At 35.5% G+C, this 14,560-nt stretch carries 17 protein-coding genes; 13 read left to right on the top strand and 4 right to left on the bottom strand.

All coding sequences use genetic code 11. The annotated features are described in order from the left end of the window. The first annotated feature begins 27 nt into the window (after positions 1–27). The 10 genes from tatC (at position 28) to M900_RS07295 (ending at position 7,537) form a co-directional block, all read left to right on the top strand. Positions 28–750, top strand: a complete 723-nt coding sequence (gene tatC / locus M900_RS07340; protein WP_232422286.1) for a twin-arginine translocase subunit TatC — start codon at positions 28–30, stop codon at positions 748–750. A 77-nt stretch (positions 751–827) separates the two neighbouring features. Further along, positions 828–1,634 carry an Hpt domain-containing protein gene (locus M900_RS07335; RefSeq protein WP_021274079.1) on the top strand — a complete coding sequence of 269 codons (807 nt, stop codon included), beginning with the start codon at positions 828–830 and terminating at the stop codon, positions 1,632–1,634. Beyond that, positions 1,634–2,917 carry an HD domain-containing protein gene (locus tag M900_RS07330; protein WP_021274029.1) on the top strand — a complete coding sequence of 428 codons (1,284 nt, stop codon included), beginning with the start codon at positions 1,634–1,636 and terminating at the stop codon, positions 2,915–2,917. Before M900_RS07335 ends, M900_RS07330 begins: the two co-directional genes overlap by 1 nt. A gap of 35 nt (positions 2,918–2,952) precedes the next feature. After that, positions 2,953–3,432 (top strand): DUF4149 domain-containing protein, encoded by a 480-nt coding sequence (locus tag M900_RS07325; RefSeq protein ID WP_021274208.1) that lies wholly within the window; start codon positions 2,953–2,955, stop codon positions 3,430–3,432. Then, on the top strand, positions 3,429–4,412 hold the full coding sequence (rfaD, locus tag M900_RS07320) for an ADP-glyceromanno-heptose 6-epimerase (RefSeq protein WP_021274143.1): 984 nt from the start codon (positions 3,429–3,431) through the stop codon (positions 4,410–4,412). The genes M900_RS07325 and rfaD overlap by 4 nt, the downstream gene beginning before the upstream one ends. Continuing rightward, on the top strand, positions 4,405–4,830 hold the full coding sequence (locus tag M900_RS07315) for a FliG C-terminal domain-containing protein (protein WP_021274050.1): 426 nt from the start codon (positions 4,405–4,407) through the stop codon (positions 4,828–4,830). Before rfaD ends, M900_RS07315 begins: the two co-directional genes overlap by 8 nt. A gap of 89 nt (positions 4,831–4,919) precedes the next feature. Next, the gene (locus M900_RS07310; RefSeq protein WP_021274187.1) at positions 4,920–5,321 is read left to right on the top strand and encodes a hypothetical protein; all 402 of its coding nucleotides are present in this window, start codon (positions 4,920–4,922) and stop codon (positions 5,319–5,321) included. A 16-nt stretch (positions 5,322–5,337) separates the two neighbouring features. Further along, positions 5,338–5,760, top strand: a complete 423-nt coding sequence (locus tag M900_RS07305) for a hypothetical protein (protein WP_021274255.1) — start codon at positions 5,338–5,340, stop codon at positions 5,758–5,760. Between the two features lie 41 nt (positions 5,761–5,801). After that, the gene (locus M900_RS07300; protein ID WP_021274006.1) at positions 5,802–6,653 is read left to right on the top strand and encodes a hypothetical protein; all 852 of its coding nucleotides are present in this window, start codon (positions 5,802–5,804) and stop codon (positions 6,651–6,653) included. Between the two features lie 380 nt (positions 6,654–7,033). Continuing rightward, entirely contained in the window at positions 7,034–7,537 is a 504-nt protein-coding gene (locus M900_RS07295) for a TraR/DksA C4-type zinc finger protein (protein ID WP_021274122.1), read from the top strand. A gap of 59 nt (positions 7,538–7,596) precedes the next feature. Here the strand turns inward: M900_RS07295 and M900_RS07290 are convergent, their stop codons facing one another. Beyond that, complete coding sequence (locus tag M900_RS07290) at positions 7,597–8,232, bottom strand: iron-containing redox enzyme family protein (RefSeq protein ID WP_021274110.1); 636 nt, start codon at positions 8,230–8,232, stop codon at positions 7,597–7,599. A gap of 185 nt (positions 8,233–8,417) precedes the next feature. Between M900_RS07290 and M900_RS07285 the strand changes: the two genes are divergently transcribed. Next, a complete protein-coding gene (locus tag M900_RS07285; protein ID WP_021274186.1) occupies positions 8,418–9,860 on the top strand; it encodes a HAMP domain-containing sensor histidine kinase in 1,443 nt (480 codons plus the stop codon). Here the strand turns inward: M900_RS07285 and M900_RS07280 are convergent. Beyond that, the gene (locus tag M900_RS07280; protein ID WP_034731811.1) at positions 9,838–10,494 is read right to left on the bottom strand and encodes a hypothetical protein; all 657 of its coding nucleotides are present in this window, start codon (positions 10,492–10,494) and stop codon (positions 9,838–9,840) included. The two genes, M900_RS07285 and M900_RS07280, sit on opposite strands and share 23 nt — an antisense overlap. A 216-nt stretch (positions 10,495–10,710) precedes the next feature. Then, entirely contained in the window at positions 10,711–12,642 is a 1,932-nt protein-coding gene (gene htpG / locus M900_RS07275) for a molecular chaperone HtpG (protein WP_021274284.1), read from the bottom strand. A 153-nt stretch (positions 12,643–12,795) separates the two neighbouring features. On the opposite strand from htpG, the gene M900_RS07270 reads away from it, so the two are divergent. Continuing rightward, positions 12,796–13,320, top strand: coding sequence for an asparaginase domain-containing protein (locus M900_RS07270; protein WP_021274033.1), 525 nt, complete (start codon positions 12,796–12,798; stop codon positions 13,318–13,320). Positions 13,321–13,335: 15 nt separating this feature from the next. Then, positions 13,336–14,019, top strand: coding sequence for a hypothetical protein (locus tag M900_RS07265; RefSeq protein WP_021274082.1), 684 nt, complete (start codon positions 13,336–13,338; stop codon positions 14,017–14,019). Here the strand turns inward: M900_RS07265 and M900_RS07260 are convergent. Further along, positions 13,976–14,542, bottom strand: a complete 567-nt coding sequence (locus M900_RS07260) for a histidine phosphatase family protein (protein WP_021274127.1) — start codon at positions 14,540–14,542, stop codon at positions 13,976–13,978. The two genes, M900_RS07265 and M900_RS07260, sit on opposite strands and share 44 nt — an antisense overlap. Between the last annotated feature and the right edge of the window lie 18 nt (positions 14,543–14,560).

The following is a 14,560-nucleotide window of genomic DNA, read 5'->3' as shown; positions in this document are numbered from 1 at the left end:
TAATACTGGAGTAATTTAGTGAAACAAATGACATTAGTTGAGCATCTTGAAGAGCTAAGATCAACTATGATTAGAGTTGTACTAACTCTTTTTGTTTCCTTTATTATTTGCTATTCATTTGGTGATAAAGTTCAAGAGATTTTACTGATGCCTCTTCGTGAAGCACTTGGTGCGGAAGGGAAAGTTGTCTTTCTAGGTTTACTGGATAAAGTTCTTTCGATGTTCCAAGTTTCCTTTTACGCTAGTGTTATTCTTGCTAGTCCAATATGGTTCTACTTTGTATGGAAATTTATCAAGCCAGGTCTTTATGACTACGAAGTTAAGGCCGTGAAGCCGTTTCTTCTCATTGGCTTTGTACTTTTTTGTTTAGGAATCGGTTTTGGATACTTTATTGTTTTTCCTTTAGCCTTCGAAACACTAATGAGCTTTGGTGTCTCTGGTATTGAGGCCACTATTGGACTAAAAGACTACCTTATCCTTTCAACAAAGGTTCTTGTATTTCTTGGGTTCGTTTTTCAACTTCCAAATATTATGCTCATTCTTGGTTTTATGGGTGTTGTGACGAAGCAGTCTTTGAGAAGTATGAGAAGTTATATCTATGTGGGCTTTGCAGTCTTATCGGCCCTTATTACGCCTCCTGATGTTGTGACAATGCTTGGACTCTGGTTTCCACTTATTGCCCTTTTTGAAGTTGGCATCCTTGCAGTAGCCCTAATTGTTCATCCATATCTCGCGAAGCAACACACTTAAGACTTTAAGAGTAATAACCTGAATTGTGTGATTTTAATCACATTCAAGCACTTGAATTTTAATGCCGAGATGTTGGCATGAACAATATTTTGGACGAATTTATTATTGAAGCAAATGAACTGTTAGATGAAGTTGAAGACGAGTTATTAAATTTTGAAAGTGATTCTAAGAGTAGTGCAGAGAAGTATACTTTAATTTTCCGTAACTTTCATAGCTTAAAAGGTTCCTCTGGAATGATGGGAATGAACTCTCTTCAGGAGCATGTCCATCTCCTCGAGGATAGACTTAGTCAATTTTCGAAGAATCCTTCTGAGTTATTGAAGCTTGTAGATTTTTTTCTTCTCGGAGTAGATGGGGCAAGGGATATCTTAAAAGGTGGAACTTCAAATTTAACAGATGCTTTTAAGACAAATGAAGAAAAAATACCTGTTTCAACTGGTTTTGAAACTGAGTTTTTTTTTAGTTCTGAGAGTGAGATTACTTTCTATGGAATAGGTATTGCCGCTGATTCAAAAAGCTTAGATTTAAATAATTTTTACAATTATCAAGATTCTACAATACTCTTGGATAATGCCAGAAAGATTTTTCATAGTATAATCCTCTGTGATGAACTTAGTTATGATGAAGTCAAAAAGAATATTGATACGACAAAAAATGTTATTCACCGCTTTGAGTCTGGCTTTAACATGACAATCAGAGATTATCTGATTGAAAATCTTGAACTCAAAACACATCTCAATAAATCAATTGTACTTCTCTTATATCAAATGAGTGACCTCGAAACCTTTTTGACAACAAAAGGGAAGGTCGAAATTTTAAATACCATAAAAAAGCAGCTTGGTGATATTTTAAGCTTTCGCAGCAAACAGAGAGTGGGGAAATAATGAATATTGCTGTTATAACTAAAGATCCAATTATTGCTGAAAAGTTACAAAGTGTCGTTGTGTCTTTTAAAAATGTTTCTAACTTTAAAACGATTGCTGCTAGTAAGATCAGTTCTAATCTTTTTGATGATGATATTATATACTTTTTTGATACACAAAGTTATCCAGAAACTGATATTGCTGCTGAGGTATTTACCAGACTCGGTAATAGAATTATATTCATCCAAAACTCATCTGCTATTTCAATTCCAAGCGATTTTCTAGTCATTGGGAGAAGCTTAAAAATCTTGGAAATTTGTAATTCATTAGCAAAATTAATCGAAGGAGATATCGCTTCTTATGTTCCTTTTGATATTTCCGTATTATTTCGTAACGAAAAACTACTCTGCGATATCTATTTAAAGATAAATGAGAGTAAATATATAAAAATTGCTCATTCTGGAGAGTTAGTGAGTGTGGAATTCATTAACAAATATAAAGAGCGAAATGTTAAACACATCTACATTTTATATTCTGACTTTGAACGGTTTGGAGATGATCTTTTCTCTAGAGAATTGATTGATCAAAAACTGCAACTCAGTCCTGTTCAACGAAAGGGAATTGAAAATGCGCACTTACATGAATGTTTGAGAAATTTTGGAGTAAGCGAATACACTGTTAATCTTGTTGAGAAATCTGTTGAGGATTTTTCAAACTCAACGAAGAATCTAAAAACAAAGTCTCTTTTTAAAATGTTTGAAAGATCAAAAGGTACATTTATCTATGATCATAGTTTTCTTACGATTGCGTTCAGTAATATTCTTTGTAAGCATATGAACTGGGAGAGTGAGGCCATCAGGAAGAAAATATCAATGGCCGCTATGTTTCATGATCTTGCTATAAAGGATCCAAAACTAGCGATGAATGAATCTTTAGGGAAGTCAGAGTTAGCAAAGCTGGACAGGGATATCTCTTCAACTATTTTGAACCATTCAAGTGAGATAGTAAAAATTCTAGAGGGTGAAGATTCGATCCCAAGTGAAGTTATATCACTTTGTCTAAATCACCATGAGGGTCATGGGGAAGGGTACCCAAAGTCAAAATCCCCTGTCGCATTAACACAATTAGACGGTGTCTTTATCATTTCCCATGAGTTAGCGATTGGAATGTATCGCGTAGCGTTTAATTTTCAAAAATTTAATAAAGTGATTGAAAATATTATTGAGAAATATGATTCAGGAAACTTTAAGGCCGTTGTGAATGCGGTAAAAATCGCTCGTGAACATGAGTTTCAGTTTGAGTGATTGTCATCGCTTTTATTCATCTGTACAATTAAGTCATGAAAAAGTTCAAGTTATATACCATTTGGGTACTATGCTTATCATTTGCTTGGTTTACAGCAACGGTATTTATTGATTTCTTCGCTGTGCCTGAAGTGTTTAAGCAAGTCTCTTCTCGAAATGAAGCCGCGGCCCTTGGGATCTCTATTTTTACAAAGTTTAATTATATTGAATTAGTCGTCGCCATGCTGATGATCCTCTCTTCATTCTTTTTAGCTTTTAAAGAAAAATTTAAAAAGACCCTTATGATTCTTTGTACAGTTCTAATTTTATTTCCTGGGGCATATGCTCTTAAGCTTTCACCAGAGATAAAAAAATATAATCGATTAAAGGTAGAGGATCCGTACAGCGAAGTTATACAGGCCGAACTAGATTTTTATCATCACATCTATGTGAAAGCTGATTCAGTAAAGTTAATTTTATTACTTGCAGTGATTATCTATTCAAATGTCATTTTAATTAGAAAGGAAGATATATGATTTTAGTAACAGGTGGAGCAGGCTTTATTGGAAGTGTGCTTGTTGGAGAATTGAATAAACTTGGTCATAAGAATATTGTTATTGTTGATCGTTTAAGAGACACAACAAAATGGCGTAATCTTAGAAATCTAAAGTACGCAGAGTATATTCACGCTGATGACCTTTTTCTCCCTGAGTATGCTGATATTCTCGATAACCTCTCTTGTATCTATCACATTGGTGCGTGTTCTGCGACGACACAAATGGATATGGATTATTTAATGAGAAATAATGTTCTCTATTCAAAAAATCTTTTTAATCTTGCAACTGAATTACAGATTCCATTTATCTATGCTTCTTCAGCCGCTACTTATGGGGCCGGAGAGTTTGGATACAATGATGATCATGAATCAATTCCAAAATACAAACCATTAAATCCTTATGGTTATTCAAAACAACTTTTTGATGAGTGGGTCCTTGACCAAGAAAACACACCTGCACACTGGTTTGGACTTAAGTTCTTTAACGTATATGGACCAAATGAATATCACAAAGAAGAAATGAGAAGTTTAGTTCACAAGGCCCATGGACAAATTCTTGAAACAGGAAAAGTGAAACTCTTTAAGTCCCATAAAGAAGGTTTTAAAGACGGAGAGCAGTTAAGAGACTTTATCTATGTGAAAGATGTTGTACGTGCGATTATCGAACTTGGTAAGCCAAGCTCAGCTAAGGGGAGTGGTATTTACAATCTTGGAGCAGGAAAAGCTCGCAGCTTCTATGATCTTATGGTCGCCACATTTAAGGCCATGGGGAAAGAGGTTAATGTTGAATTCATTGATATGCCAATGAGTATTCGCAATCAGTATCAGTATTTTACTGAAGCAAATATGGAAAAGTTTTTTAAGCTTTTACCTGACTTTAAATTTTCAACTCTCGAGGAGGGTGTGACTGATTATGTGACTTCGTACCTTCAAAAAGAAGACCCAAACTATAATGGCTAAGTTTCAGGGTGGCCTTGGCGAGATGATCAAGGCCCTATCTCTTCTTTCTAAAGATGAGAGAGACAAACTACTAAAGAATCTCGCTTTGAAAGATCAGGCCCTGGCCGACATTATTAAATCACAACTAAATTCCCTTGAAGATCTTCGCTATATTTCGCCAAAAATGTTGGTAGAGTTCTTAAGAGCGGTTGATCTTAAAAAGCTTGGTCACGCTCTCAAGCTTTACCCAGAGGATGTTCGCAATCACCTTTATATGCGTGTTTCCGACTCTATGGGCCAAGAGATGAAAGAGGCCTGTGAGCAAGAGAAAATCCCAAAGAGTCAGGCCCAGGAAGAGCATGGACTAATCATGGAGGTCTTTCGACGCATGATTGATGAGGGGAAAATCATTATCAGTAAGGATGATAAGCTCGTCTAAGTATCTATCTAATTATTAGATCAATCCTATGTCAATAATATTATTTCACAGTTGTCTCCTTGGGCGTATAACGTATTTAGGAGGTAAATATGAAAGCACTAATTAAAATCATCTTAATGTTAATTTTAGTTCAGCCTTTCGCATTTGCGTCATTTGATTGCTACGATTCATTTGTTCAAAGTAATAGCATTATTGATAACAAATCCTTCGAACTCAGTGACGTTGATATGAACGCTGACTTTGAAAACTCACCAGAACTTCTTATGAAAGAAGCAATTGTGAAAGTAATCTCAGGGGTAAACGCTTGCCAAGATCTTGCCGCAGATATTTCAATGGCGAAATCTGACGATGTTGTAAGTGTTAAATGCCAAGAGATCGTTCCAGGGAAATCACACTCTCGTGTATGTTTCGCGGAATCTCCAATTGGTTACTTCTTCTTGAAGTCTGACATGCTTGGTAATTTAGATTTAAATTACAATCGCTGGGACTAAGTGGGGGAGGACTGATATGAAAAAACTAATTCTTATTCTTTCGCTAATTTTTGGAATGAATTCATTTGGACTTAGTTTATTCTCTAATGATCAGGCCTATTATCTTGCCGAAATTCTATATTCGGCAAGATATGACTACGACCATGGAATGAAGATTAACCTTAAAGAGAAAGACTACGTTAGAGAATCTAAATCTTCTGCAGCTTGTGAAAGTCTTAATATTGTTAAAGGTATTGAAATCCTTGACCTCTTTGAGCAAGGCGTAGAAAATCATCTTGCTAACTATGGGGATGAAGAATTTAACTTTGATGCAGCCCTTGAATCTATTGCTTCTGAGCTACCACTACAAAGTAATGTTATGAAATGTATGGGCCCAGCTGGAGAAATGAAGTTCTACTCTCTTGATAACGAGTTCATCGTTTCCTTTAAAATCCTATAGTTTTTCTTTATTGACTTCAGTCAGTAGGTTATAGTTAGTGAATGAAGTTTATCATCCTGCTATTCCTATTCTCTGCCAATTTATTTGCAACTAAGCAAAATGATACTCCCATCATTATTAAACTCGCGGTTACAAATAGTATTTTATCTAGCTATAACAAAATTCTCGAGGGAAAGAGTTGGAGTGAGTTGAAAACGTATACTCATCCTTCTATGAATAGAGGTGTTGTCGAAATCTTACTTTTGCATAAGGCCTTTGAAGTTTCAGGATTGAATATAAAATTTGATTTTGTAATCGTCCCAAACCATACACGTTCGATAAAATACTCTAAACAGATTAATATACTAATGCCAACTGAAACAGTCTGGCTGTCTTCTGTCGAAGAGGAGGACTTTTATATCTCTACACCGATAATTTCTGATGGTGAGTATGAAAAAGGTGTTTATGTTTTGAAAGAGAAACTGAGTCTATATAAAATAGAAAATCTATCAGACCTAAAAAAATTGACAGCAATTTCATCTCTTGATTGGACTGTCGACTGGAGAACTCTTCAGTTAATGGATGTAAATAAACAATCCACTTCTCACTTTGAGTCAATGATGTATATGCTTAAACACGGAAGAGCAGACTTTCTTTTGTTGGAGTTTACATCGAATGACGATCTCTCACGAGAGGAGTATGGAGTTGCTATTGCACCTGTTTCTAATATTAAGATAGGGCTTAAGGGCTCAAGGCATTTCATCGTGAATAAGAAACATAAAGAGAGTGAATTTATCTATAATGCTTTAGAGCGTGGGCTCAAAGTTCTTCGAGATAAAGGTGAAATTGCTAAGGCTTTACGGGAGTCAGGTTTTCAAAATAAGAAAACTACTAATTGGATTAAGATAAATTAATGCTATATAAACTGCTCCACTTAAATGGGGAAAGATTTGGAACTTTATAAATCATTCTATACGGTTAGGAGCTGATATTTCTAGCTGCGTAAAAAATTGTTCATAAATACAGATTTTGAAAAGATTCAAAAGAAAGTTATCCCCATTTAACTGTAGCAGTTAAAAGTGACACCGGTAGGCGTTTCGCGTCTACCTTATGTGGTCATTTCTGCACCGCTTCCTATTAATTATATTTAATTTCTCCCTTTTTAGGTCCAAAAACTTGGCACGAGCATTGCTCTATACTCCAGCAAGAGGGAAGGGCAGGAAGCTTATCACTCGAGAACAGGATGTTCTATAGGATGCAAGAAGCAAAAACTTAACAATGCCCAGGAGGAAATATGAACCAATTAGATCTTAACCATTTTAAAATTCTTTTCGAAGCGCTTAAAGGTCAACTACTAACAAAGGTATCATCGGTGGCAGAGAATGGACTAGAGAATTTAAACTCTGGTGACCTCGTTGACCAGATCAACAATGAAAGAGATGCAAAATTAAACTTAAAATTACAAGGAAGGGATCAGTTATTCTTAAAGAAGATTGATCACGCTCTTGAGAAAATCGAGAATGGAACTTTCGGAGAGTGCGAGGATTGTGGCACTAATATTGGAACAAAGAGGTTAATGGCAAGACCTATTGCTACTCACTGTATTAACTGTAAAGAGGAAATGGAAAGGGCAGAAGGTCACTTATTATATTCTAAGAAATCGAAAACTAATGGTAGAGAGATTGTTAACTCGACTACTATTTCATTTGCAACAAATGATTCTGCAGATAATGACAATAGAGTTGTAAATATCACAAGTTTTGGTCGTGACTTTGAAGAAAAGAGTATGACTTCTTAATATTATGAAAACTTTAAAGCTATAAAGAGACTCTTTTTAAAGGAGTCTCTTTTTTAGTTTTAAGCAGCTTCTAGTGCTTTTGCCTCAATTGCTTTTTCTTTTACTCTCTGGAGCATACGCTTATAGAAATATGTTGAACTTATCAAGTTTTCAATAATCATTTCTTTGTCCGCAATTTTACTTATCGCTTCAAAGGCGCTGTCGAGATGCTCAGGGTCTTCATTTGTATGCACTTCAATAAATTTACATGCCCTTTTACCATGTGTTTCAATGATCTTTGCAATATGATTCTTATCAATTAAAGCAGCAAGACCCTCTAAAGCTAATATCCAGCCAAAGCATGCGTGTGACTTATTAATAGCGCAATAATAGTACTGGGCACGGTAAAGCATTGCTGTCTCTTCAAATTCTTGATAGTCAGAAATATTTCCATTCAATCTTTTCAAATCACCTAGGGCCAGGTTTTCATGCCCTTGCTCTTCGGTGGCATGATCACTCCACCTTTGACTCTCGTCATTATTTTGTGATTTTGAAGATATATACTTCAGAGTTTTTTCAGAATGAGATGTAAAAAAATAAGTTTGTGCAAGCCAGCTTAGGTAGACTTGTTTGTCTAGGAGATTAATCTCTTTGAACTCTTCAGATAGTTCATTGATACAATTTTTAAAAACTAATTCTAAGTCTTGATTTCTCACGAATGTCTCCCATGGCTAGTTAGAACAATTGAACTTTATCTTAAAGATTTTCCTAGAATAATATTGTGAACTAGTTTATGAATTTCCAAAAAACTCAATGTAATTTAGACTAGTTATAATTCTATTTAGTCTTTGTTGTTGCCAACTTTCAAAGGAAACGTCTATAGTTCGGCTAGGAAATAGCAATGGAAGTACTAAATATAAATTATGTATGCATGATTAACACTCTTAAGTCTCTCGGACTTAGTGTCGATCTCCTATTTGAAGGAACAACTATTACTTATGAGCAAGCAGCTAAAACAAATGCGCGCTCAAGTTGGAGTGACTATAATATTGCTCTACAAAATGTTTTTCGCATTATCGGTGATGATTATTCGCTAATTTCAAAGTTTGCCGTTAACTCAAGAGAGTATAGCACCCTTCAGGGACTTTTCTCAGGCATTGTTTCTTATCGCTTCTTATATTGGTGCCAAGCTAACTTTATTGGAAATTATCTTTTTAAAAATATTAAATATACCTATGCAAATGACTCTATAGGAAACGTTGTCCTCACGATGAAAGTTTGTGGGAATGCACCGACCTTAGGTTTTTTTGATGTATATGCTGAAGTATTTAAAATTTTTCCAACACAATTAGGAGGAGGGGACTCCTTAGTGCAAACAGAAATGTTATCAGAGAGCGAAGTCAGATACATAATCACTCCTCCAACTAGTTTGAAGTTAAGCTCTATCTTTAAATCATTTTTAAAGCTTCCTTTTGGATTCATAAGAGCAACTAAGTTACTTTCACATACCTATTCAGAACTTCTTCTTATCGAGGAACAAAAAGCAGAGCTTGAGAGACTATATGACATTCAAGCTAATTTAAATGAAGAAGTGAAGCTGAAGAACTCACAACTTGAAGAACAAAAAGAGAAGGTCACAGTTCTTTTAAAAGTTCTTTCTCATGATATTAGTAATCCTCTACTTGTTATCGATGGTCGCGTAAATCAAATTATGCGAAGAAAAAATCTAAATGTTGAACAAGTTTTATCTAGTCTAGAAAAGATTTCTAATTCATCAAAACGAATTTCTAATATGATTGAAGAAACACGTATTTTCATCTCTAGTGAAAATTCTGAAGTAAAATTAGAGAATGTTTCTCTGAATCAAGCGATTAAGTACTCTGTGGAGCAGATGAATTTAATTGCTGTAGAAAAAGGTGTAAATCTTAAATATGTAGAACAACCTGATTTTGATATTTTTGTTAAGGCCTCTAATGAGTTTCTATCCGCTTCTGTTTTAAATAACTTCATTTCAAATGCGATAAAGTTCACACCTGTCGGAGGAGAGGTTAGATTATCACTTAATACTCTCAATGATAATAAAGTTGCTGTTTTTGAGATTCAAGATACAGGTGTTGGGATGAGTGAGGAATGTCTTGCGGAAGTTAAAAAGTCTGGAAAACTTTCAACAACTCCTGGCACAGAAGGAGAGAAGGGGACTGGCTATGGTCTCTCTATTGCGAGTAACTTCTTGAGCCGCTTTAATGCTGAGTATGATGTCTTTTCTGAATTGAATAAAGGAACGACATTTAGACTGTCGTTCCCGATTGTCTCTACAAGAATTAAGCGACAAGCTTTTCTTTAGCATCTATATCTAATGTAAGGCCAGTATAGTCACTTCTATTTTTCCACAGTCTTTCGACCATGTGATTTACTATTTGATCTTGTTTTATCAGAATACAAGTCTTTGGATAGTAGAGAATGTCACATTCGTAGCCTTTGTAGTTGATTTGGGAAAATGCTACTTGAGCTCCCGCTTCCTGTCCTGTTTTTGATGCTCCATTTTTAATAATTGTAGGGCCAATTAAAGCATCTGAGTGAAAGTAAGGTGCAAGTGAAAAAGAAATTTGAAAAAGAACTCGAGATAAATTCGTTTTCCTAAAGTCTGGATGTACTGTTAAGCTTTCACATGTTGTATATTTTAAGTAATTCAATTCTCTCATCTTGTTGAAAAAATCTTTTGGGTAGTCTTTAAAATAACTATGATCTTGATTCGATTCGAAAGCAGAATTGAAATTTGTGTAAAGGTGTATGGCCGCAATTTTCTCATCGTCAGTGATTACAGAAATATACTCTTGTCTGAAAAAATCATCGCCACAAAATTTATCTCCTAAAACATCTGACCATTGGGATTTCCAAAATTCGTAGATCTGATTGTAGAGTTCAATTTCTTTGGGGTCAGTAGGTTTACTTTTTATAAGCGAGTAGTGCATCGTCATATTTCCTCCTATAGAGCTTGGGAATAAATATAAATGTAATTTTAAATAATGCTTAATCTCAAAGGATTACAGCTATGTAGTGTTCATATATTTATTGAAAATGGGCAAAGTTTATTGGCAGGGAATATGGGATAAAAAAACCCCTCTCTTACGAGAGGGGCTCCTAGAACATTTTATTAGCGTATTGAAAAAACCAGGAAGATGCCCTAGGAAAACCTATAAAGCAAGACTAGATAATTCAGCAATTAACTCTTGAGATCTCTTCACGAAAAGCTCTCTTTGTTCTGCCCCTAGACCCTCAGAAGAGATATTGGCAAGATCTTCTACGTGAAGACAGATTTTCTTTGCCAGTCCTTCATTCTTTGCGTCTCCAGATAGTTTTAAAGCGTTTTGAACCAGTGGGTTTTGTGGGTTAATAACAAGAGTTCTCTTAACTGGGAAGCTCATTCCTTGTCCCATCGACTTTGTCATTTGTCCAAATCTCTTCATCGATTCGTCTACTTTAATATAGGCGGCAGTTGTAGAATTTTTGATCTTTGCGATCTCAATTCCCTTTGGTGCCATACTATCTTGGTCATCAAGCTTAATATCAAGGAACTTCGAGAACATCTCTTTTACCTTGATATCGTCTTCAGTTGTATTATCACTTCCAAGAATATTTTCAATTTCTGAGTCAACACTTGTAAATTTTACGAGCTCTGAGTCACCGATTTTATGTGACTCTGCATGCTGGATAAAGTGTGGATCGATGTGATCATCAGTTTCTACGGCCTTAATTCCAGCTTCTTTTAAGTTATTTAAAAGAGTTACGTCCGCTTTGTCCTTTTCAAAGTAGAGAACTTTATTCTTCATTTTTTCTTTGTAGTCAGCTGGGATCGACTCTTCGTATTCTCCAAAAGTTACAAAGCTTCCTTCATTTGTCTTGAAAAGAACTCTCTCTCTCATTTGTTCGTCAAATTTATTATCGCTCACGCAACCATACTTAACGAATAGTCCGATATCGTTCCAGATTGATTCGTATTTTTCTCTATCTTTCTTTGCTAGTTTCTTAAGGGCCTCAGCAACTTTTTTCACAATATAGTTAGAGATCTTGCTGATATTTGGATCCCCTTGAAGAGATGACCTTGAAACGTTTAATGGAATATCAACTGAGTCGATAGCTCCTTTAAGAAGTCCTAAGAAGTCTGGGATGATATTTTTAACGTTATCAGAAACAAAAACTTGGCGACAGTAAAGTCTTATGTTCTTATCTGTAAACGGTTTTGTAGGATTGAATTTTGGGAAGAATAAAACACCATCTAGTGTGAATGGGTGATCTACTTTTAAGTGAATCCAAAATAATGGTTCACCTTCCATTGGGTATAGTTTTCGATAGAAGTTTTTGTAGTCTTCATCTGTTAGCTCAGACGGGTCACGTTTCCAAATTGGTTTTGTCTCATTAATTAGTTCTGGAGAAGCTGCGACTTCTGGTGCATCTGTATCAACTGTTCCATCTTCTTTCTTTGGCTTAACTTTTTCGTTTACATCAACAAGTGTGATTGCGTATGGCATGAAATCACAGTGGTTAGAAAGTGTTTCTTTTAATTTCCATTTATTTAAGAAATCAAGTGACTCTTCATTAATGTGAAGTGTAATTGTTGTACCTACTTCAGTTTGAGTACCGTCTTCAAAGCTATATTCTGTGTCACCTTCACAAGTCCACTTAACAGGCTTTGCACCTTCTGTCATCGATAGAGAATCAACTTCAACTTTGCTTGCAACCATGAAAGCAGAGTAGAAACCTAGACCAAATTTTCCGATGATCTCGTTATTTTTTTCTCCCCCAGCTTCTTCGAGTTTTTTTACGAACTCTGCAGCACCTGAGAAAGCAAGTTGAGCGATATACTTTTCAACCTCAGCTTCAGTCATCCCGATTCCGTTATCGATAACCTGTACAGTCTTAGCGTCTTTATTTACACGTACCTGAATTTGTCCATCTTGAAGCTCTGCGCCAGTCGTTCTGGCCATTGTTGCTCTCTTTGTGATTGCGTCACTCGCGTTAGCAATAAGTTCTCTTAGGAAAATATCGTGCTCTGAGTAAAGCCACTTCTTAATGATTGGAAAAATATCTTTCGTAGATACCGAAATTTCACCTTTTCTTGTTGTCATGATTACCTAACTCCTTGAAATTTTTTACTTAAATAAATCTACTATCAATATGGTATAGATTTTTCAAACGTCAAGGTTTGGACGCTTTTCATTTTTGCTTTTTTTATCTTTAGTGATATAAGGCCTTATAATCAGACATAGTGAAGGATAGTAATGAACAAGATCGAAAATCGTGAAGATATCATTTTGATTACAACTGGTGGGACAATTGATAAGTCTTATGATGAATCAGATGGATCACTTACAAATAAAGAATCAATTCTTAATAAAGAAATTCTAAGTTACCTTCGACTTCCTTATACTAAAGTTCACGTTTTCAATATCATTAATAAAGATTCTCTTCATTTTACGGATTATGATCGCAATATTCTTGTTAAGACACTAAGCGTCCAACTTGAAAAGAAGTGTCCAATTATCGTTCTTCATGGAACGGATACCATGGCAAAAAGTGCAGAGTACTGTCTTCGAACTTTAGGGGAAGTGGGATCGGCCATTGTTTTCACTGGGGCCATGAAGCCAATGGGATTCACTGATAGTGATGCTTTTCAAAATGTGACAGAAGCACTAATTGCCAGTAAGATACTTTCACCGGGAATTTATATTTCATTCCACAATAGGATTTTCTCTGTTCCTGGTGTACGTAAAAATCTTCAAAGAAGAACTTTCGAAGAATACTAGCAGGTAGGTTTGCCCATGGAAGGTAAGAAGTTTTCTGATTTTTTCTATCAGTCGGTAGAGTTGTTTAAAAATAACTTTAAAATGATTTTCCCAGTCATTCTCATTTTAGTTCTCATTGATCTCTACTCTATGATGACCGTAGGTTATCAGAGTGATGCCCATAATATTGTGAGCACTATTGCTGAAGCATTTATTGAAGTTATTCTTACTGTTTATCTGATTAATATATTTTTAAGTAAGTTAACAACGATTCCGTTCTCTTTAGCTAAGTGCTTCTGGGATATTCCTACATATTTATTTTACGAATTGGCATTCGGAATATGTGCGCTTTTAGGAGCTCTTCTTTTTATAGTCCCTGGTATTTTGGTTTACGTCTTTTATGCGATGGTGCCAGTTGTGGCCATCGCTTTTGATCATTATGAAAAGGATGATGAAGGTGTTTTTGCTTTGACGAAGCGTTCGGTGATGTCCAATAAGGGAGCATATATCGCAATTTTAGTTGTTGGTATTTTCCTTGGAGTCGTAGGACAGGCAACAGAGAAGATATTTTTGATCAGTGGAAACAATTACGCTGTCGCTGGAGCATTCTCACTGCTAACAGCTATTTTTATCTGTATTTACACAGGGATTATTATTTCTTTCCTTGCAGATTCGATTAAAGGAAACACTCAAATAGAAACTGATCTTGTTGAAGAGTAACTTTCGCTAGAGCGCAGTTTTCCAAAATAATATCCTGGTGATAATTTTCACAGTACTCAAGGAGTCGTGCCATTGAACCCCCATGAGTGGAGATGGCAATAGACTTATGTTCTGTTGAGGCTACAATTTCTTTTATCGTTTGAACGATGCGATCTCGATGTTCTTCCTTACTCTCTCCATTAGGAAACTTTAAATTTTCACCACGAGCAAGCCAGGCATCAAGGTTAAATGTTTGTGGGAGTTCATCCTTTGCAAGTCCCTCATAATCTCCAATATTAACTTCTCGAAGACCAGGATGGAGAGTCATAGGGATTAGTTCTCCAAGAGCAAGCTCTGCTGTACTTTTGGCCCTTATAAGGTCACTAGAAAATATATGATCAATTTTTATCTTTTCGAATTTCATGGCAAGCTTCTTTGCCTGCGATATACCTGTATCATTAAGCGCAATATCGCTGTGCCCTTGTAGCCTGCCGGCCTTGTTCCAATCTGTTTGACCATGTCTAAATACATATAATTCAATCATAAAAATCTCCGATACAGT

Source organism: Bacteriovorax sp. Seq25_V (assembly GCF_000447795.1).
In the GTDB taxonomy this organism is placed as follows: domain Bacteria; phylum Bdellovibrionota; class Bacteriovoracia; order Bacteriovoracales; family Bacteriovoracaceae; genus Halobacteriovorax_A.
The sequence above is the reverse complement of the archived record's forward strand: the minus strand, read 5'-3'. Positions and strand labels throughout refer to the sequence as shown.